Source organism: Negadavirga shengliensis (assembly GCF_042652345.1).
GTDB classification, from domain to species: Bacteria; Bacteroidota; Bacteroidia; order Cytophagales; family Cyclobacteriaceae; genus Negadavirga; species Negadavirga shengliensis.
This window is the reverse complement of sequence record NZ_JBHSJJ010000005.1, coordinates 302476-321822: the sequence shown is the minus strand read 5'-3', so window position 1 is coordinate 321822 and position 19347 is coordinate 302476. Positions and strand designations below refer to the sequence as shown.

The 19347-nt window shown below is 44.0% G+C and carries 17 protein-coding genes; 11 read left to right on the top strand and 6 right to left on the bottom strand.

All coding sequences use genetic code 11. The features are described 5' to 3' along the window. Positions 1 to 76: 76 nt before the first annotated feature. Positions 77 to 931, top strand: a complete 855-nt coding sequence (prmA, locus tag ACFPFU_RS11250) for a 50S ribosomal protein L11 methyltransferase (RefSeq protein ID WP_377064512.1) — start codon at positions 77 to 79, stop codon at positions 929 to 931. Between the two features lie 56 nt (positions 932 to 987). Here prmA and ACFPFU_RS11245 read toward each other — a convergent pair whose 3' ends face one another. Together ACFPFU_RS11245 and ACFPFU_RS11240 are read right to left on the bottom strand one after the other, a co-directional pair. Then, complete coding sequence (locus ACFPFU_RS11245; RefSeq protein ID WP_377064510.1) at positions 988 to 2367, bottom strand: DUF4270 family protein; 1380 nt, start codon at positions 2365 to 2367, stop codon at positions 988 to 990. After that, positions 2327 to 3139: a glycogen/starch synthase gene (locus ACFPFU_RS11240; protein WP_377064508.1), complete on the bottom strand. Its 813-nt coding sequence runs from the start codon at positions 3137 to 3139 to the stop codon at positions 2327 to 2329. The genes ACFPFU_RS11245 and ACFPFU_RS11240 overlap by 41 nt, the downstream gene beginning before the upstream one ends. A gap of 92 nt (positions 3140 to 3231) precedes the next feature. On the opposite strand from ACFPFU_RS11240, the gene panC reads away from it, so the two are divergent. The 6 genes from panC (at position 3232) to ACFPFU_RS11210 (ending at position 8508) form a co-directional block, all read left to right on the top strand. Then, a complete protein-coding gene (gene panC / locus ACFPFU_RS11235) occupies positions 3232 to 4131 on the top strand; it encodes a pantoate--beta-alanine ligase (RefSeq protein WP_377064506.1) in 900 nt (299 codons plus the stop codon). 3 nt (positions 4132 to 4134) lie between these two features. After that, complete coding sequence (panD, locus tag ACFPFU_RS11230; protein WP_377064504.1) at positions 4135 to 4482, top strand: aspartate 1-decarboxylase; 348 nt, start codon at positions 4135 to 4137, stop codon at positions 4480 to 4482. Beyond that, entirely contained in the window at positions 4479 to 5471 is a 993-nt protein-coding gene (locus ACFPFU_RS11225; protein WP_377064502.1) for a lysylphosphatidylglycerol synthase transmembrane domain-containing protein, read from the top strand. The genes panD and ACFPFU_RS11225 overlap by 4 nt, the downstream gene beginning before the upstream one ends. A 41-nt stretch (positions 5472 to 5512) precedes the next feature. Next, on the top strand, positions 5513 to 6205 hold the full coding sequence (locus ACFPFU_RS11220) for a zinc metallopeptidase (protein ID WP_377064500.1): 693 nt from the start codon (positions 5513 to 5515) through the stop codon (positions 6203 to 6205). 93 nt (positions 6206 to 6298) lie between these two features. After that, entirely contained in the window at positions 6299 to 7438 is a 1140-nt protein-coding gene (locus tag ACFPFU_RS11215; protein WP_377064498.1) for an acyl-CoA dehydrogenase family protein, read from the top strand. Positions 7439 to 7578: 140 nt separating this feature from the next. Further along, positions 7579 to 8508: an AraC family transcriptional regulator gene (locus ACFPFU_RS11210; RefSeq protein WP_377064496.1), complete on the top strand. Its 930-nt coding sequence runs from the start codon at positions 7579 to 7581 to the stop codon at positions 8506 to 8508. Here ACFPFU_RS11210 and ACFPFU_RS11205 read toward each other — a convergent pair. From ACFPFU_RS11205 to ACFPFU_RS11190, 4 genes are all read right to left on the bottom strand, one after another. Next, positions 8491 to 9261: a phosphoglycerol geranylgeranyltransferase gene (locus ACFPFU_RS11205; protein WP_377064494.1), complete on the bottom strand. Its 771-nt coding sequence runs from the start codon at positions 9259 to 9261 to the stop codon at positions 8491 to 8493. The two genes, ACFPFU_RS11210 and ACFPFU_RS11205, sit on opposite strands and share 18 nt — an antisense overlap. Next, positions 9245 to 9607, bottom strand: coding sequence for a hypothetical protein (locus ACFPFU_RS11200; RefSeq protein ID WP_377064493.1), 363 nt, complete (start codon positions 9605 to 9607; stop codon positions 9245 to 9247). The genes ACFPFU_RS11205 and ACFPFU_RS11200 overlap by 17 nt, the downstream gene beginning before the upstream one ends. A 3-nt stretch (positions 9608 to 9610) precedes the next feature. Further along, on the bottom strand, positions 9611 to 9958 hold the full coding sequence (locus ACFPFU_RS11195) for a phage holin family protein (protein ID WP_377064491.1): 348 nt from the start codon (positions 9956 to 9958) through the stop codon (positions 9611 to 9613). An 86-nt stretch (positions 9959 to 10044) separates the two neighbouring features. After that, complete coding sequence (locus ACFPFU_RS11190; protein ID WP_377064489.1) at positions 10045 to 10638, bottom strand: YkgJ family cysteine cluster protein; 594 nt, start codon at positions 10636 to 10638, stop codon at positions 10045 to 10047. A gap of 438 nt (positions 10639 to 11076) precedes the next feature. Between ACFPFU_RS11190 and ACFPFU_RS11185 the strand changes: the two genes are divergently transcribed. From ACFPFU_RS11185 to ACFPFU_RS11170, 4 genes are all read left to right on the top strand, one after another. After that, positions 11077 to 12027 carry a lytic transglycosylase domain-containing protein gene (locus tag ACFPFU_RS11185; RefSeq protein ID WP_377064487.1) on the top strand — a complete coding sequence of 317 codons (951 nt, stop codon included), beginning with the start codon at positions 11077 to 11079 and terminating at the stop codon, positions 12025 to 12027. A 77-nt stretch (positions 12028 to 12104) separates the two neighbouring features. Next, positions 12105 to 13778 carry an AsmA family protein gene (locus ACFPFU_RS11180; RefSeq protein WP_377064485.1) on the top strand — a complete coding sequence of 558 codons (1674 nt, stop codon included), beginning with the start codon at positions 12105 to 12107 and terminating at the stop codon, positions 13776 to 13778. Between the two features lie 118 nt (positions 13779 to 13896). Continuing rightward, the gene (gene uvrA / locus ACFPFU_RS11175) at positions 13897 to 16740 is read left to right on the top strand and encodes an excinuclease ABC subunit UvrA (protein ID WP_377064483.1); all 2844 of its coding nucleotides are present in this window, start codon (positions 13897 to 13899) and stop codon (positions 16738 to 16740) included. A gap of 180 nt (positions 16741 to 16920) precedes the next feature. Beyond that, a complete protein-coding gene (locus tag ACFPFU_RS11170) occupies positions 16921 to 19254 on the top strand; it encodes a hypothetical protein (RefSeq protein ID WP_377064481.1) in 2334 nt (777 codons plus the stop codon). Positions 19255 to 19347: the final 93 nt, after the last annotated feature.

Genomic DNA, 19347 nt, shown 5'->3' with positions numbered 1-19347 from the left:
TAAGAAAGATCACCGTGTCTTCCCATCAATGCCTGGCCGGACCCTTTCTTGCCAGGCATTTTAAATTTCAAATCCCATGGAGTACCTCGAATTTAAAATACGTTGCTTGGAGCCTTACAGGGAGATCCTCATGGCAGAAATGTCGGAGATAGGGTTTGATGCATTTTTGGAAACCGAAACCGGGTTTGATGCATACATAGAGACCGCTTCGCTGAATCGGACCGAATTGGAAATCATTTTCCAAAAATACAGCCGTGAGGCTTCTTTGAGTGTTCGGGAGGGGCTTTTGCCTAAAGTCAACTGGAACGAGGAGTGGGAGAAACATTATGAACCCATCATAGTGGAAAACAAGGTGTATGTGAGGGCGGCTTTCCATCCCCCCCAACCGGGATTTGAGTATGAAATCATCATCAATCCCAAGATGTCTTTTGGGACAGGCCATCATGCCACTACCTATTTGATGTTACAGGTACAGCTGGAATTGGATCATAAAGGAAAAAAAGTCATGGACGCCGGTTCCGGCACAGGTATCCTTGCCATCATGGCAGGTAAATTGGGAGCCACCGAAATACTGGCTTTTGATATTGATGCCTGGAGTGTGGAAAACGGCAATGAAAATTTCCAGATCAACGGATTTGAAGATATAACCATGCATACGGGCACCATCCGGCAAATTAAGCCCCATGCATGCTTTGATATTATCCTTGCCAATATCAACAAGAATGTTTTATTGGATGAAATGGAGGTATATGGCTCCTCTCTGGCCGATAACGGGCATTTATTGTTAAGCGGCTTCTATGAAACAGACATCCCGGACTTAAGCAAAAAAGCCACTGAACATGGACTGGTCCCCATCAAACATTGTACAAGGGACAACTGGGCTGCACTTGTATTCAAAAAAGGCATGAAGGACTTTCATCAAGATTGGTAGCCACCCAAAACGATGGGATGGCAGTCTTACCTCAAAGGGATATTGCTAAGCAAATATCAACGTACCTTGGTATAATAAATTTTTAACTTGAAACCGTCCTTTGGAGCGACGTATTCACGCATGGACCTCTTAAAAGCATCGGATCCCACCGGTGCGCTTTGCGTACTTGGGGTATTGGGATATAACAACAGATCTGTTTTAACCAAACCGGAACGGTACAGGGCATTGACGTAGGAGGTTATCTGATTCTGAAAGATCCTGCTTTCACCATTAAAAACGAGCGAAGTCTGATTACCCGCAGAAGGCACTGTATTTCCCTGTTGATCAATACCCGTCTGGCTTTGTCTCTCCCCTTGTACGGCTACAGCCGCACCGTCTGACCGGGTATAGATGCGGTTGTTTTCATCCGAAAAATACATCACGATGTTTTGTATAGGTCTTTTATATTCAGGGAATGTCTGCACTGGTCCTGCTTCCATCGTGATCTGGTTAAAAGTTATGTTACTCAGGGTATCCAGAAAATCATGTAAGGGCTCCATATCCAGTTTTATCATCAGCCCCAGGTTCGCCTTACTTCCCACCCGGTCGCCCGGTATGTCAAATGCCCTGCCTCTCTCCGTAATCACTTCTGTCGGGGTACCACTGCGGTCACTCCTTACATGGTTAAAGTGACGGGATTGGATCGTGTTGATAGGATAAGTCCGGGAAACAGTATCTTCATCATAGTGATAATACAAGGTTATCCCCGTGCCTCCGCCCGTAGCCGCTGCCACGGTCACATCCTCTTCGGGGTTTCCGGTGATGGCAATTCCGGGAAAGTATTCTCTAAATGAAAAAATATTGGCAAAAACCCCGTCATTGGAGGTTAACCGATCAAACAGATCCATGGCAAGATCGGGATTCAGGTCCATGACCAGTGTGTTGACAGTATCCGGTTGCAGGATAAAAGAACCGGAAGCAATCGTTGCTTCTTCAAAGGGAAGAAAACTGTTATTGTAGTAGGAAGTGTCCTGAATTTGTTCAAGCAACTTATGTACTTTAAAGGACTTCACTTGGTCAAACTCCGTGCCTGCAAGGTCCACCACATTGATACTGAATTTTGCAGAATCAAAAATAGCTTCCTGGTTTGGCTTGGTGCCGCCGGGATTAAAAGAAAGCCTGCTGATTCCTATGGATTCCGTGGTTCCGAAAAACGGGCTGATGTCACCACCGACCACCAATCTGCCCTGGTTGGTGGTATTAAAGGAATCATAAAGCACCATAGAAGCAGAAAGGGGTATTTCTGTATAGAAAACCCCTATCTGGTTGGAATCCGGGTCCAGCACCAACCCTATTTCTGAAGGGTCGGTACAAGAGCCTACAAATGCTAAGATCAGAAATAAAGCACCTGCCAGCTTAGCCGGCAAGGTCTGTATAAATATTGTAATAACTTTCAAATAGCTGTTCTTCTTCTTCACTGTTGATTTCAAGCTGTTTTTCTTTAGAGGTTTCTTTGATCAGATTGTTTAGATTTTCGGAAATATCCTCCCCTTTTATTACTACATCGGAGTATTCCATCCCAATTTTAAGAAAACCCTCATAATCCTTGGATTTCAATGGCGCCAACAACTGATCGTCAATATCCACCATTTTGATTTTCTCAAACAAATCGTCCCCAAATTTATGACTAAATCCGTTATTATATATAGCGAACACGGATTTTGTTTCCTTAAACAGGGGCTCGTTTTTATAAGTGGTTTTCAAATATAATGGGATCAGGCTGGTCATCCAATCATTACAGTGCACCACATCAGGAGCCCACCCCAATTTTTTTACGGTTTCGATAACGCCTTTGCAGAAGAAAATGGCCCTTTCGTCATTGTCTTCATAAAATTTATCCTGTTTGTCAAAGAAAACACTTTTTCTTTGGAAATAGTCTTCATTGTCTATAAAATAGACCTGTAGCTTCGCGTTGGGAATGGAGGCCACCTTGATGATCAAAGGTTTTTCCTCTTCACCCACTGAAATGTTTATTCCAGAAAGCCTCACCACCTCATGCAACCTGTTCTTTCTTTCATTGATCAAACCAAATCTTGGAACAAGAATACGGATTTCCATCCCCTTTTCCTGCATGGCCTGGGGCAATGCCCTTACAAAATTGGCGACTTCAGAAGTTTGAAGGAATGGATTGATTTCACTTGCAACGTAAAGGATACGAAGTTTAGACATATCTTGTGTGTTTTGTTAAGGGATATAACGGGACTACAAATTTACAAAAAAAACCAGAAAATCCCATTGTTTTTCTCCAGAATGATATACTTTTGCACCTATTTTGCTGTACCAACGCCTTAGTAGTCTTGGAAATTCTGCATACCATATCAGCTGTTAGATCTGCTTTAAAGCCCCTTAAGGCTACCCATAAAACAATAGGTTTAGTACCCACAATGGGCGCATTGCACGAAGGTCATTTGGAACTGGTTAAAAAATCAAAACTTTATTCCGAATTTACCGTGGTGACTATTTTTGTGAATCCCATACAGTTCAACAATTCCGAGGACCTGGAAAAGTACCCCCGGCAGCTTGAAAAAGATTTAGAAAAACTGCGTGCGATAAGTGTGGATTTTGTTTTTATACCTGAAATAAGTGAGATTTATCCTCATCCCGTAGGACTGACTTTCCAGTTCGGTGATCTTGAGAATCTACTTGAGGGCTCCTTTAGACCTGGCCATTTCAATGGCGTAGCCATCATCGTATCCAAACTGTTCCATATTATACAACCCGATAGCGCTTTTTTTGGACAGAAAGACCTTCAACAGGTGGCTGTTATTAAAAGGCTGGTGAGGGACCTTTCCTTTGACCTGGAGATCAAAGTCGTTCCTACCATGAGGGAGCCTGATGGTCTTGCCTTATCTTCAAGAAATCTCAGGCTCAGCAGCGAAGGAAGAAAAAACGCCAAAGTACTCTTTGAGGTGATCACTGAGTGCAGGGATGAACTTTTGAAGGGTGAAAATTGGTTTCAAATCAGGGAAAAGGCAAAACTAAAACTGGATGCCACCCCCTCTGTAAAACTGGAATACCTGGAAATGGTGCTGACGGATGAATTTAAGCCTGTGGATGTTTTAGTTCCCGGAGAAAGCCATTCTATATGTATAGCCGCTTTTGTGGAAAATATCAGACTGATAGACAACATTAATTTCAGTCCGGAAAATAATATAAATTAAACCATGCATATCCAGCTCTTAAAATCAAAGATCCATAGGGTCAGAATCACCCAGGCTGAACTACATTATGTGGGAAGTATTACCATAGATGAAGATTTGATGGATGCTGCCAATATCATTGAAAATGAAAAGGTACAGATAGTCAATATCAATAATGGAGAACGTCTGGAGACTTATGTGATCAAAGGAGAAAGAGGCAGCGGCGAAGTCTGTCTCAATGGACCCGCAGCCAGGAAGGCTCAGGTCGGGGATATTGTAATCATCATTTCTTACGCCTCCATGGATTTTGAAGAGGCGAAAAAATACAAGCCCACAGTGATATTTCCGGATGATCAAAATCGTTTGATTTGAGAAACAGGGCAAAAAAAACCCTCCAAGTGGCTTTGTCTCTGGCAATTGCCCTGACCATTTTTTACTATTTATATAAGGACATCCACTTTGAACAGGTCAACACAGTTCTCAAAGAGACCGTCTTCCTCTGGATCATTGTTTCAGTCCTGATTTCAATAGCAGGTTATTTTCTCCGCGCCTGGAGATGGAAATTGCTGATCGAAGCAAGCGAGACCAAAACCATCAGTACATTAAAGGCTTTTTGGGCGCTTATGTTTGGGTACCTCGTCAACCTCCTGGTCCCTAGGGCGGGAGAGCTGGCAAGATGTGCCGCATTAAAAAAAACAGACCGGATGGATATGGGAAGGCTCCTTGGCACCGTCATTTTAGAAAGGTCTGTGGATCTGATCTTTATGATGGTGGTGGTTCTTTTGGCTTTTATGTTGGAAAGCGAACACTTTATAAAACTTTTTGCCGAGCTGGTCTCTTCCGAAACCCTCTTGCGGTTTACACAGGATTATGGCTTGTTCCTGGTCATTTCCGTATTGCTTGTGGCGGCTTGTCTTTTTGTCCTTGTCAGGATTTTCCACCAAAGCAGATGGATCAGGAAAATTAGGCAGTTTATAAGACAGTTTGTCAGTGGGCTGACTGCCATTGCCAAAGTTAAAACCCAGGGAGGATTTTGGTTGTCTTCAGGGATTATCTGGGTAATCTATTACCTGATGATGTATTTTCTCGCCCAAGCAATGCCCTCCACGGCATCACTGGAGGCCTCTTCTGTGCTGATGGTGATGGTAATGGGCAGCATAGGCATGATCGCACCCGTTCAGGGGGGCATTGGGACCTTTCATGCCTTGGTAGCCTTTATACTCCTTTTTTACGGCATTGCGGAGGAGCAGGGCAAGATTTTTGCAATGGTCGTCCATGCCTCCCAGATGCTCACCATACTCTTACTGGGTGCAGCAGCTATGGGGGTTTTGTTAAAATATCAAACCAAAGTAACCTTATAAGAATTAGTATCGTTTAGAAATCAAAAAAATACATAACGAATATGGGAATTATATTAATTGTAGTGGTATTTGGCGTCTTGGGATATGTGGTAAGCAGCAAGCTGAAGAGCAAGTTCAGGCAATACTCCCAAACAGCTTTGGCAGCAAATCTTTCAGGAAAGGAAATTGCCGAGCTGATGCTTGCCGACCATAATATCCATGATGTAAGGGTAAATTGCGTTGAAGGACAGTTGACGGACCATTATAATCCTTTGGACAGAACCGTCAACCTGAGCCCTGACGTGTACTATGGAAGAAATGCCGCCGCTACAGCTGTAGCCTCTCACGAATGCGGACATGCGGTGCAGCATGCCACAGCCTACAGTTGGTTAAAGCTGAGGTCAGCCCTGGTCCCCATCCAAAACGCCAGCGGCAAAATTCTGAACATCGTTTTGATTGCTTCCCTTTTTGGGGGAATTGCCTTATTTAATCTGCCCTATGAGGCAATAGGAGCCATTATCGTAGGTTCTTATGGCGTATTGACTTTATTTACCTTGGTTACTCTCCCCGTGGAGTTTGATGCCAGCAATCGGGCCCTCGCTTGGGTACAAAACAGGGGTATTGTGACTTCCCAGGAATATGGAATGTCCAAAGATGCCTTAAAATGGGCCGCTATGACTTATGTGGTAGCTGCATTGGCTTCTCTGGCGACATTGGCCTATTATTTCTTTATTTTCTTTGGGAACAGGGATTAAGCCGTCGGTTAATCTTATCGATTTAAAGAGGGGCTATCATTGCCCCTTTTTCTTTTTTGGCGTATATTAAAAAAAACAATAACAAAATCAGATATGAACTTCCAATTATCTGAAGAACAAACAGCAGCAAGAGATGCCGCCAGGGATTTTGCCAGAAACCATCTGCTCCCCGGCGTGATAGAAAGGGATGATAAAGCCTCCTTCCCGAAAGAGCAGGTAAAGCTCATGGGGGAAATGGGCTTTATGGGCATGATGGTGGACCCTTACTACAACGGAGGAGGTATGGATACCGTTTCTTATGTGCTGGCAATGGAGGAGATTTCCAAGATTGACGCCTCCTGTTCGGTGATCATGTCTGTGAACAATTCGCTGGTGTGCTGGGGTCTGGAAAAATACGGAAGTGAGGCCCAAAAAGAAAAATATTTGCGGCGTTTGGCCACCGGTGAACTCTTAGGTGCTTTTTGTCTCTCAGAACCCGAAGCCGGGTCAGATGCCACATCCCAAAAAACCACTGCAGAAGACGGGGGAGACCACTATCTTTTGAACGGGACAAAAAATTGGATTACCAATGGCGGTTCCGCGGATATTTACTTGGTAATGGCCCAGACCGATGCTGCCAAAGGCCACAAAGGGATCTCTGCCTTCATTGTTGAAAAGGCCTCAGATGGATTTGTGGTGGGAAAAAAAGAGGACAAAATGGGCATCAGAGCTTCTGACACACATTCACTGATGTTTACAGATGTTCAGATCCCCAAAGAAAACAGGATAGGGGAAGAAGGCTTCGGTTTCCGTTTTGCCATGGAGACGCTGAACGGAGGGAGAATCGGTATCGCGGCTCAGGCATTGGGCATTGCGGCCGGCGCCTATGAACTTGCGCTGGGTTACTCGAAAGAGCGAAAGACATTTGGAAAGCCGATCTGCGAGCACCAGGCCATACAGTTCAAACTGGCGGACATGGCAACCGAAATAGAGGCGGCCCGTTTATTGTGTTTAAAAGCGGCCTACCTGAAGGATTCGGGGTTGGATTATTCTCAGTTCAGCGCGATGGCCAAATTGTATTCTTCAAAGGTGGCTATGGAAACGGCAACCGAAGCTATTCAAATCCACGGTGGGTACGGCTATGTGAAAGAATATCACGTGGAAAGACTCTTCCGGGATGCAAAAATCACCCAAATCTATGAGGGCACATCGGAGATTCAAAAAATAGTTATATCAAGAGGCCTTTTGAAATAATTGGATATGGAGCGGATTTTTAAAAATATATAGTAATTTTCATATCGAAATTTAGTTTATTTTAATTTTTTCTTTAATATTGTCATAAGAAATTAGAAAAATAATATACTTTTACAAAAATAAATCTAAAGGCACTTATCATGGAATATTACAATAAGGTAATAGAGTCTGTTGGGGTCAGGTATATTAGGGGAAATAACTTTAAAATTGAGCGGCCTGTCACGATCACGGACTATACTGACGTGGAAAACACCGCGATCCTTCTTCACAGGGGCTCCCTAAACTTCGGTGATGATCAGGAATCAGTTAGTGAAGGGGAAATACTTTTTATACCGGCAAGTAGACCTACCCGTGTTTCATTCGGCACGGTGACGAAAAGAAATGAAACGACTAACGAGAACTTCTTGGAAAACAAGAAAAAATACCTTCAAACTGTGAGTTTCAAGGAAATCAAAAATCTGGAGGATGACTGCATTACTTCAGTGACCTTTGAAGCAAAGGTTTTTGATGTGGTCAACTTTTTCAATTCATTGGGGATTCCGGCATTTGTTATCCGGTTCAATGACAGGGTTGCCTCTATCATTGAGGATATTGTCAAGGAATCCGAACAAAATACCCCGGGTAAGGAGCGTGTAATGAAAATTTACACGGAACTCCTGGTTGTAGAGTTGGTACGGCATATTCTCAAAAACAGGCTCTTCGTGGAGGAGCTATCTACCAACAGTACTTATTTCAAAGACCCCAGACTTATCGATATGTTCAACTATATCAAGAAGAACATAGGCGGGGATCTTTCCAACAAAGTTTTGGCCAAAGTGGCGAATGTCTCTGAAGATTACGTAGGCCAGTATTTCAAAATGCTGACCGGAATCAATCCTCAGGATTACATCGAATATCAAAGAATGGAAGCTGCCGTGGAACTGCTCCGCACCACCAAGAAAAGCATCAGAGACATCGGTAAGGAAGTAGGATACAAGGACACCGCATACTTCTGCCGAAGATTCAAGATGATGTATGGCTTGCCGGCGGGAAAAATGAGGCGAAGAGAATCGCTAATTAACGTTCAGTGATGCATTAGACATTTTAGCATATTGTACAACCTCGGTAAGGATACCGGGGTTTTTTTCTGCCCCGTTGCCAATGACTACCACGTCCGCTCCCGCATCCCATGCATCTTTGGCCTTTTTCGGGCAATTGATCCCCCCTCCTACAATCAAAGGACTTGCCGTATCCCTGCTCACGGCTGCGATCAAATCCTTTGAAACAGGATTTAATGCACCACTGCCAGCATCCAAATAGAATAGCTTTAGCCCAAGATACTTCCCGGCAAGTGCTGTAGCTGAAGCCAGGTCCGGCTTGTCATTGGGAAGAGGAAGCGTCTGGCTCACGTATTGCACGCTGGTCATGCTTCCCCCATCGACCAATATATAACCTGTCGGGAGAATCTCCAACCCGCTTTTGGCCAGGGCAGGGGCGGCCATCACATGCTGGCCGATCAAAAGGTCAGCATTTCTGCCTGAAATCAGGGAGATAAACAAAACGGCATCTGCTTCGGGAGAAAAATGCGTGGCATTACCGGGGAAAATAATTATGGGGATATGCATGACATGCCTTCGGATGTATTGAACGGTTTTGCTTACATCCGCAGGGTCTGTCAAACTCCCCCCTACAAACAGGTAGTCCACATCCGCTTCAAGGGCTTTGTCTAAAATAGGGCGTAAAGAAAAGATTTTCCCCGGATCTATCAATAGCGCAGTCGCTTTTCTCCCTGTTCTTCTCAAGGCGAAAAAGCCCTCTAAAATGATATTATCTTTCTTTGCCACCTGTAGCTTGGCTTTTTGCGATCAACTTTTCCAATAATTTGTCCTTTCCGTAATCAAGTAAGGTCCAAAGTAGCCTTTTCCTCAGATTTCCGAAAAAAGAATATCTTTTTTTCCTTCTCTTTTTTCCCTTTTTCCCCCTGCACCCTCTCCTTTCCAAAAATTCATCGCGGGAGGCTTTGGGCTTCCGTGGAGATAAAAGCCTGAACATCCCTACCGATACCAATCCTGTCAGCAAGGCCACGCCGGCCACTTTTACATAAATTTCAGAATCCTTCTTAAGCTGACCCAATTGCATCTGGAGGGTTTGTTCCAGTTCTTCAGATTTCCTTTTCAGTTCCTCACTCATAGGTTACCTTCTTTTCTTGAACAAAAATACAAAACTGGCCAGGGAATTTTTAAGATTAACCTGAAGAACCGAGGAATTACGGATAATATAAAGAATCAACAAAATCAACAAATAAATGGCCGCAACCATCAGAAAACCTAAATAAGGGCTGGCATACAGCTCGCCAAGGTAGAAGGCGAGAGATATACTGCAAAAAAGCAAAATAAAAAGGGAAGCTAAAACCATGGATACCAGTACAACTACGCGGGCGACAATTATACCCAATTCATCCTGGATCTCATTTTTCAAAATTTCAAACCTGATTTCTATGAGCTTCTTGATAGTGGTCACGACTTCAGAGATACTGATCATCACAAAGTTTTTTTATGGTTGAGTATTAAATAATTCAAGATAATATTTTTTGCATCAAAAACCTTGCTGAAAACACCACTATTTTTCTACCCCGCTTCATCCTGACGATAATTTTCGTACATTAAAACCATTTCCAGTGCTTTTTTTAAGGCTGTATTGATGGGAAAAGTCTCATGCCCTAAGGACGGGTCAATGTTGTGGAGTCTTTGGTAATAATGAGAGGAAATGGGGACAGGAAGCGATTCATTTATGGCATTTTGTGCCTGCATATACTGATCTTTCTTGTCTTCCTTTATGCTTTTGCAGGTAAGGAGTTCTAAATTACCGTTTTTGTCCCTGCGTGCGGCTTGGCCAAAAAGCCTGCAAATCAGACCTCGGTTTCTGTAATCCGTACAAAAACCCCTGTCATTGGCTGAAATCATCTGTTTAAAGATGATACATACATCCGTATTCGACGCATTATTTATGGTTTCCAGCAGACTGTAAGCGCTCCCATTTTGGTATGCATGGAGGGCCATGGGGAGGAACTCCAGGACAGTGGCAAAAATGTCGGGTTTTGTGCAACACCTTCCGCATCCGGCAAGACACTGCAATTGGCTCTTTTCCAAAAACTGGCGGGCCTCGACTTCCAGTTCCTCAAAAATCCCTTGGACCTCGAGGGATTTATCATGGAGATTCATTAGTCACCTAATTACATGCGAAATTATCCAACAGAATATTAGCAAACAATAAGCCTTGTATTTTTTTATTTCGGACAGCAGCGGTACGCAAGCAAAAATGGGATGAACGACGATATAATTAAATTACTGGCTTTTAGTTTTTAAAATTAATATGCTATTTTGAAAAACTGAATCTCATGTTTTTTCAGCATCAAAGAGATACATTATGATAGGAAAAAGGAGGGCACAAAACAGCAATTTACAGCGGGCTTTCAATCATTGTTGGTAATAAATTGAGCCGTTGGGCCGGCTCAAAGGAAGGACAGGGTGGCATTGGCTAATAAAGCCATTGTTGGCAATGATGCTCTGAGGGTTTCGTTATGGAATAGGAAACAGCCGAAGAGATTATCATAAGTAGGTTTTACGGCAGACATTTAATATACATCAAATTATTAAAACTTGGTATCAAAGCACATTTCGGTCCTTTATAGCCTTATAGGGCTTCTGTTTTTAGTGATAGGTTTTCTGGTTTATGAGAGAAACAACAATGGGGCCGGTTCCTGGGTGGAGGAGCTGGAAGCAAGGCCTCAAGCCTATTTTCAGGAAGACAAATCCACGACATTCCCCAGGGTTCGGATATTTGAAATTCCTGAACGGCCTGTATTTGCCGAAGAACCTGTACCCATCCATCTGCCAGACATCCTTGAACGGTTCGAGCGCGAGCTATATGTCAATGCCTACTGGGAATCCAACACCCTTTTAATGATGAAACGCGCCGGCAAGTTTTTTCCGTACATTGAAAAGACATTGAAAGAAAATGGCATACCTGAGGATTTCAAATATGTCGCGCTTATCGAATCCGGACTCATGAATGTGGTCTCCCCTGCCGGAGCCAGGGGATTCTGGCAGCTTATGGAAGGCACGGCCAAAGAGCTTGGGCTGGAAGTAAACAAAGAAGTAGATGAAAGATATCATTTTGAAAAGGCTACCATCGCTGCCAGCAAATACCTGAGATCCGCTTATGGCAAATTCGGCAATTGGACAAGTGTCGCTGCCAGTTACAACATGGGAATCTCGGGATTGACGAGAAGAAAAAATGAACAATTGAGCCCGGATTACTATGATCTTTATCTCAATGAGGAAACCAGCCGGTACATTTTTAGGATTCTTGCCATGAAAGCGATTTTTGAACATCCTGGAAAATATGGGTTTGAATTACAGACGGATGACTTGTACAAACTCCCCCTGCTAAGAGAGATAAATGTTACGGAGTCCATCCCCGACCTGGCTAAATGGGCGGTACAAAACCGTAGTAACTATAAGGAGTTAAAGCTGCACAATCCATGGCTTAGAAGTGATAAACTTTCTGTAAGAAAAGGCCAATCCTATACAATAAAACTCCCAGTTTGACTTAATTCTTCTTAGAAAATGGCAGTTGGATAAAATAATATCTCTATCTTAAGCGAATGTATAATACCCATTTTAAGATGAGAGTTAAGAGACCATTGATCCTACTGCTGGTGTTTGCTTCGGCCATTTTTATTTTGTTTCAGGTCATCCCTATGATCATTAATTGGTATCTGAACCAAAATGCCGCCAAGATCGTAAGGGATATGATTACGCGGGGATATGATTTTGCCGGTCATGAGGTGCGGTTCGGAAAAATCAGGTTTGATTACGACTATAGGGGCACCTATCTTCAATTGAATGATGTAGAGATCATCCCCGGGGAAACACTCCAGGAAAAGGATAAAATCCGGTTTCATCTAAATTTTGAAGCGGCAAGTTTAACCGGTTTCAAATGGATTGATTTTTTACTTAACAACAGTATTAAACTGGATTCCGCCTATATAGAAAATGTATCATTGGAAAGCATCACCCCTCCGTTGGAGGCTTTGGATCTTGATAACAGTGATAAAAAACGGGGCGAAGGCGAGGATTATAACAAAATATCCATGAACCACATCCGTGTCAACAGGGTTTCTTTTGACAATAAAGACAGCTATACCGATTCAACCCGGCTTTCTATCAAAGACCTTTTTCTTTTTGCGGATGATTTTGAGTTGACCAAAGAAGATATCAACGATCCTGAAGCCCTTTTTTCAGTGGACAATGTAGAAGGATATATGGATCAAGCCGTTTTGCATTTTAATCAATATAGGAATGCGCTTTTGGCCAAAGACCTGTCGTTCAATACCGAAGACCAAAAGATGATCATTGAAAAGGTTACGTTGAACAACAAACTGGGAAAATATGAATACACCGGGCAGTTTGAAAAAGAAACCGATTGGATGGAACTACATCAGGGAAAGGTCCAACTCGGTGGCATGGATTTCCAAACTTTCTTTAGAAAGGGACATATCGTGGCTGAAAGCCTTACCTTGGAGGACCCTGAGCTGGAAATTTTCAGGGACAAACGCAAACCGGAAGACAGGGAGCGCAGACCCAAAATGATTCACGAAGTTGTAAAAGAATTGCCCAAAAAAGTCAGAGTAGATAATGTCATCATTGAAAATGCTTACGTTTCTTATGAAGAAAGACCGGACAATGACGCGCCCAGGGCCGGTAAAATTTTTTTTGATCAGATTAACGCGACCATCGGCAAGGTGACCAATTTTTCTGAGGATTTAGAAAAAGATGACCGCATGGAGGTGAAGGCCCGGGGAAGGTTAATAGGCAGGGCAAAAATAGATTTGAAGGTAACCTATTTCATCAATGACGAAAAAGGAAAGTTTTTGATGAACGGGAAAATCGGCAGCATGATGCTCAATCCATTGAATGAAATGATTGAGCCGGCTACCCAAGTGGCTATAAAAAGCGGCTGGGTAAATGATGTTTATTTCAATATCGAAGCCGATGACATTGACGGTCATGGAGATCTCATCGTAAAATATAAGGACTTGGAAATCGAAATTCTCGATAAGGAATTTGGAAAGAATCAAAATATATTGCGGAGAATAGGGTCTTTTCTCGCCAACAAGGTGGTCATAAAATCACAAAACCCGACAAAGCGAGGCACACTTAACGAAGGAGCGGTATACTTTAAGCGCAGACAACATAAATTTATCTTCAATTATTGGTGGCATCTTGTATTAAGCGGCCTGAAATCCACCATCACGGGAGAAACAGAGAAAGAAATGCGGGAAAATTCCGGCAAATGACTCGAAAAATTTGAACCATATTTTAGCAAGTGGGTTTATTTTACTTATAGATAAGGCCTTTTCCATATCTAATCCCTAATTTTGTGAAATCAAATTTGCTTCAGCGGTTTACCCTTTTATGTCAGCACATACGCAGCCAGAACGAGAATCTATAGAGATATACGGTGCCCGGGAACACAACCTTAAAAACCTGGACATCATCATTCCGAGAAACAGCCTCGTGGTAATCACAGGCTTAAGTGGAAGTGGGAAAAGCTCCCTGGCCTTTGACACCATTTATGCGGAGGGGCAGAGGAGATATATGGAAAGTTTCTCCGCCTACGCGAGATCTTTCTTGGGCGGAATGGAACGCCCTGATGTGGACAAGATCAATGGCCTGTCTCCGGTAATTTCCATAGAACAGAAAACCACCTCAAAGAATCCCAGGTCCACAGTAGGCACGGTCACTGAAATATATGATTTCATGCGCCTTTTGTACGCGAGAGCAGGGGAAGCTTACTCTTATCTTTCCGGGGAGAAAATGGTGCGGCAGACCGAGGATCAGATCATCGAACAAATATTTCAAAGCCTGAAGGGCAAAAAACTTTCTATCCTTGCTCCTGTAGTGAAAGGAAGAAAAGGCCATTACAGGGAGCTCTTTGAACAGGTGCGAAAAATGGGTTTTTCCAAAGTGAGGGTGGATGGTGAAATACTGGAGGTCATCCCCAAGATGCAGGTAGACCGGTATAAAATCCACGACATAGAAATCGTAGTGGACAGGGTTGTGGCAGATCAAAGCGACCGGTACCGGATTACCCAGTCCCTGAAGACAGCCCTGCAGCATGGAAAGGGCATCATGATGCTTTTGGAGGAAAACGGTAAAATCCATCATTTTTCGAAATACCTGATGGATCCGGTTACAGGCCTCAGCTATGATGAACCTGCCCCCAACACCTTTTCATTCAACAGTCCATACGGGGCATGCCCTACCTGTAACGGTCTTGGAGTCATAGAAGAAATCACCCAAGAAAGCATTATACCAGACCCCAATTTAAGCATAAGCAGAGGCGGTATCGCACCTCTGGGAGAATACAGAGACATTTGGATCTTTAAAAAAGTGGACGCCATCCTTAAAAGGCATAAAGCCAGCATAAGCACTCCCTTGGAAAAGCTGAGTGATGAGGTGATTCACATCTTGCTATACGGAGAAAAGGTGGAAGTGGCCGTGGATTCTGTCAAATACCCTGGCACCAAATGGAACACCACATTTGAAGGCATTGTGAACTTTCTTCAGAAACAGCAGGAAGGCGGCTCTGACAAAATCCGTAAGTGGATCAGCGATTTCACTACTACCACAATATGTCCTGATTGTCAGGGGTACAGGTTGAAAAAAGAGGCCTTGCACTTTAAAATCGCCTCCAAACATATTGGTGAACTGGCGGAAATGGATATCCACCACCTGAGCCAGTGGTTCGAAAACATCGAACCAAGAATGACAGACAAACAACGGCTCATTGGGGCTGAAGTACTCAAAGAAATCAGAAAGAGAATCGGGTTTTTGGTGGACATCGGTTTGGATTACCTGACCCTAAACCGGCCATTAAGAAGTTTATCCGGAGGAGAAGCCCAACGGATCAGACTGGCCACCCAGATCGGCACCCAGTTGGTCGGCGTTCTTTATATATTGGACGAGCCGAGTATCGGCCTTCACCAAAGGGACAATGTAAAGCTTACCAAAGCCCTGAAAAATTTAAGGGATCTGGGAAATTCAGTGATTGTGGTCGAGCATGACCGGGATATGATGCTTGAGGCTGATTATGTCGTGGACATTGGCCCAGGCGCTGGAAGACATGGGGGACAGATCGTGGCAAGCGGGACACCCCAGGAAATATTGAAATCCGGAAGCGTGACCGCACAATACTTGCAAGGAATCAGGAAAATCGAAATCCCCTTGGAAAGGCGGAAGGGGACCGGAAAGAAACTTCAACTAAAGGGGGCTTCGGGACACAATCTGAAGAATGTAAACCTGGAAATCCCTCTGGGCACCATGATCTGCGTCACCGGGGTTTCAGGGTCCGGCAAGAGTTCTTTGATCCATGAAACCTTGTACCCCTTATTGAACAGCCATATTTATAAATCAAAAAGGGAGCCTTTACCTTATAAAGAAATAAAAGGGCTTCAACATCTCGACAAGGTCATAGAAGTGGATCAATCTCCTATAGGAAGGACACCCAGATCCAACCCGGCTACTTACACCGGGGTGTTCACGGATATTCGTGCCTTGTTCACCGAACTTCCTGAAGCCAAAATAAGAGGATATAAGCCTGGGAGATTTTCATTCAACGTGAAAGGCGGCCGCTGTGAGGATTGTGAAGGTGCCGGAATGAAACTTATTGAAATGGATTTTTTGCCTGACGTGCATATCCCCTGTGAAACCTGTAAAGGCAAAAGATACAACAGGGAAACGCTGGAGGTAAGGTTTAAAGGCAAATCCATATCCGATGTCTTGGACATGACGGTGGAACAGGCTGTTGAATTCTTCGAAAACCAACCTAAGATTCTCAGGAAGATTCAAACACTGCACGATGTGGGCTTGGATTATATTACCTTGGGCCAGCATGCCACCACCCTCTCGGGAGGTGAGGCCCAAAGGGTAAAACTTGCTACAGAGCTTTCCAAAAAAGATACCGGGAAGACTTTTTACATTCTGGACGAGCCCACCACCGGGCTTCATTTCCAGGATATTGAAATGCTGCTTAAGGTACTCAACAAGCTGGTGGACAAAGGCAACACCGTATTGATCATAGAACATAACCTTGATGTGATCAAAATGGCTGATCACATCATAGATTTAGGACCTGAAGGAGGTGATAAAGGCGGACAGATTGTGGTGACAGGAACCCCGGAACAGATCGCCACCTGTGAAGACAGCCATACCGCCAGGTTTCTCAGGGAAGAGCTTGCTGCATTTGAAAAGATATAAGTTTTTAACCAAACGCACCTATCCGGCCTGGCAAAAAGGAGAATAAAAGGCGGTGAGATCTTTCCATAATCCCTTACCGTTTTTATCCAGATTTCATTTTACGAAAGTGGAAAATAGAAGGTTAAAAAATTTTGTTTTAAACTAAAAACAAAATATATTTAATCACTTTTCCACTTTTCGATGATGATTTTTTACATCATATGGCTTTTTAGAGACCCCAGGTCTGTATACCGGTTGGCGAGTGTATTTTTTGTATTCTTGACGGTATCCTTGTCTTCTTATGCCCAGATCAATCTTACTTCGCAAACTTATAAAAGCAACCTGCCCCAAAACGGGATTGGAGATTGGAATGATCTGGCCACCTGGTTGGTTTGGAACGGAAATGATTGGGAAGCGCCTCTTGCCGTCCCTGATAGAAACAGCGACGTGTTCGTACTCAAGGACAATGAAATCAGGTTGACCGGAACGGAAGAAGTCCACCATCTTTATCTGTACAGCGCTTCAGAGCCGGGCAAAAAACTTAACCTTCAAACCTACGGGTTGCATGTTTATGGTGCCCTGAGGTGTTTTGAAACAGATGAAGATGATTTTGTCATCCGCCAGACTACATCCGCATTGACCGACTGGATCTATCCTGAAACCGGATCCATTGTTTTCAAAGGCCCTTCCCGCACAGTAGTGGATCGCGATTCATGGAGCGGTAACAATGGCAATAGCAGATTTAATGTGGTTTTCGATCCGGATCCCGGGGCTGAATTAACCGTCAATTCGGTTTTCAAGTCCAATGGGTTTCTTATAAAAAGCGGAACCGTAATACAAACCGTTAATTTCGCAGGCATCCCGGCTACCTCTACCTTTTCCTTCAATACAAACAATATATTTGGGACAGAGGATTATGGATCTTTAAAGGTTGCGGCGGGAGCCACCCTCATTACAGAGGGAAACGGCGCTTTCGGCCCCATCATTTCCCGATCCAGCTCAAAACCAGCCTCCTCTTTGATCCTCGAAGAGGGGGCTAAGCTGGTTTTTTTGGGCGAACAACCCTTGATAGAAGCGGCGGACGTAAAACTGGAAGGGTCGGTTTACTATGCATCGGAAAGCTCCGTCCAGGAATTTGCCGGCAGTACCCTGCCCGGCTCCCAGATGGTCCGGCGATACCACCATGTCTTTTTCCAGGGTTCTGCAGAAAAAAATTTACCAGACACGCTTGTGATCACCGGCGACATGCAGAGGCTTTCCGGAGGAGCGATCGGAACGCAGACCTCTTCATTATTCGTCACCGGAAACGGCGATCAAATCATGAATATCCCGGAACTAACCTTGGAAAACCTCTTGCTTGACAAACCTTCAGGAACCTTTCATGCCATGCAGGACTTGGAAGTGAAGAAACATTTTGTGCAGACCGCAGGGGACATTGATTTCCACGGACGATCATTTACCATAAACGGAGATGGGGACGGAGGCTATCTCTATTCATCGGGAACCTGGTCCGCCTTGGCGTTCTTTCACTATCAAAATCTCCCGTTGAATTTACACGACGGCAATGCCAGCTTTCCATTTTTCGATAGGGAAATCATCGCACAGATGACCATGGTGCTACAGGGTACATTGACCCAGCCGGGACAACATTTGATGATTAGGTATCGGGAAATTCCGGGTGTAAACTGGAATGCGGGTTTTGAGGACAAGGATGGCACACCGGTATTATATCACCTTCACAGCTATTTTGATGTTTCCGGAACCACAACCGATACAGATTTGATTGAAGTCAGGGTGTTTTCCGATGACATGGTTATTGACCATGAATCCGATTTGAGGATGGTGGCCGATGGGCAGGCTGCAATTGGCACTCACCTTGACGCATCCTGGATAGGCGGCAATCTCTGGACAAGGAGATCTTTGGAATTTCATGAGCTAAGCAATACCACCCTAACCATAGGCAGCACAGGCGAATTAACGATTTTACCCCTTGAGTGGACAAAATTTAAAGCCACCGAAACAGCCGGCGGGACGCTGTTATCCTGGGCAACGAAAAAACATGAGGAGGCCACGTTTATCGTCTTTAGATCCATTGAACCGGAGTCCTTCTTTGTTGCTATAACCACCATCCCCGCCCACCCATCCTCGCCCGGTTTTCAGTTCCTGGACAACACGTATTCCGGTGAAGGGCCCGTCTATTATCAAATCAAAGTCTTGCAGCACGGAAAGGTGGTCAGCGAAAGTCCCGTCATCCGGTGGGTGCCTAAAACCGCCCTTACACCTTTATCTGTTCTGCCAAACCCCTATCAATCCGGAAATTTGAACATTCGGCTCGGGAACGCTTTTATCCCAGAGGAAGATGTTCTTTTTCAGATAATGGATTCCCAAGGCAAACTGACTTATACCTGGTGCGGAAAAGCAGAAGAACTTGAAAAAAGCACTTTAAAGCACATGACCGCATTGAGTCCCGGTCTATATATCTTATGGTTTAGGGGTGAAAGGCATACACAATCCACAAGATGGATCCGGGAGTAAATCTGAGAAAGAAGTTTTTTGGATATAAATAGGCATTTATAAGAATAAGCGGTATTTTTTGAACCTGATCTCATCCAACCATCATACTGTTAC

Coding starts and splice junctions, on each gene's coding strand:
- prmA (WP_377064512.1), top strand. CDS start 77: ATGGAGTACCTCGAATTTAAAATACGTTGCTTGGAGCCTTACAGGGAG.
- ACFPFU_RS11240 (WP_377064508.1), bottom strand. CDS start 3,139: ATGTCTAAACTTCGTATCCTTTACGTTGCAAGTGAAATCAATCCATTC.
- panD (WP_377064504.1), top strand. CDS start 4,135: ATGCATATCCAGCTCTTAAAATCAAAGATCCATAGGGTCAGAATCACC.
- ACFPFU_RS11220 (WP_377064500.1), top strand. CDS start 5,513: ATGGGAATTATATTAATTGTAGTGGTATTTGGCGTCTTGGGATATGTG.
- ACFPFU_RS11215 (WP_377064498.1), top strand. CDS start 6,299: ATGAACTTCCAATTATCTGAAGAACAAACAGCAGCAAGAGATGCCGCC.
- ACFPFU_RS11210 (WP_377064496.1), top strand. CDS start 7,579: ATGGAATATTACAATAAGGTAATAGAGTCTGTTGGGGTCAGGTATATT.
- ACFPFU_RS11200 (WP_377064493.1), bottom strand. CDS start 9,607: ATGAGTGAGGAACTGAAAAGGAAATCTGAAGAACTGGAACAAACCCTC.
- ACFPFU_RS11195 (WP_377064491.1), bottom strand. CDS start 9,958: ATGATCAGTATCTCTGAAGTCGTGACCACTATCAAGAAGCTCATAGAA.
- ACFPFU_RS11190 (WP_377064489.1), bottom strand. CDS start 10,638: ATGAATCTCCATGATAAATCCCTCGAGGTCCAAGGGATTTTTGAGGAA.
- ACFPFU_RS11180 (WP_377064485.1), top strand. CDS start 12,105: ATGAGAGTTAAGAGACCATTGATCCTACTGCTGGTGTTTGCTTCGGCC.
- uvrA (WP_377064483.1), top strand. CDS start 13,897: ATGTCAGCACATACGCAGCCAGAACGAGAATCTATAGAGATATACGGT.
- ACFPFU_RS11170 (WP_377064481.1), top strand. CDS start 16,921: ATGATGATTTTTTACATCATATGGCTTTTTAGAGACCCCAGGTCTGTA.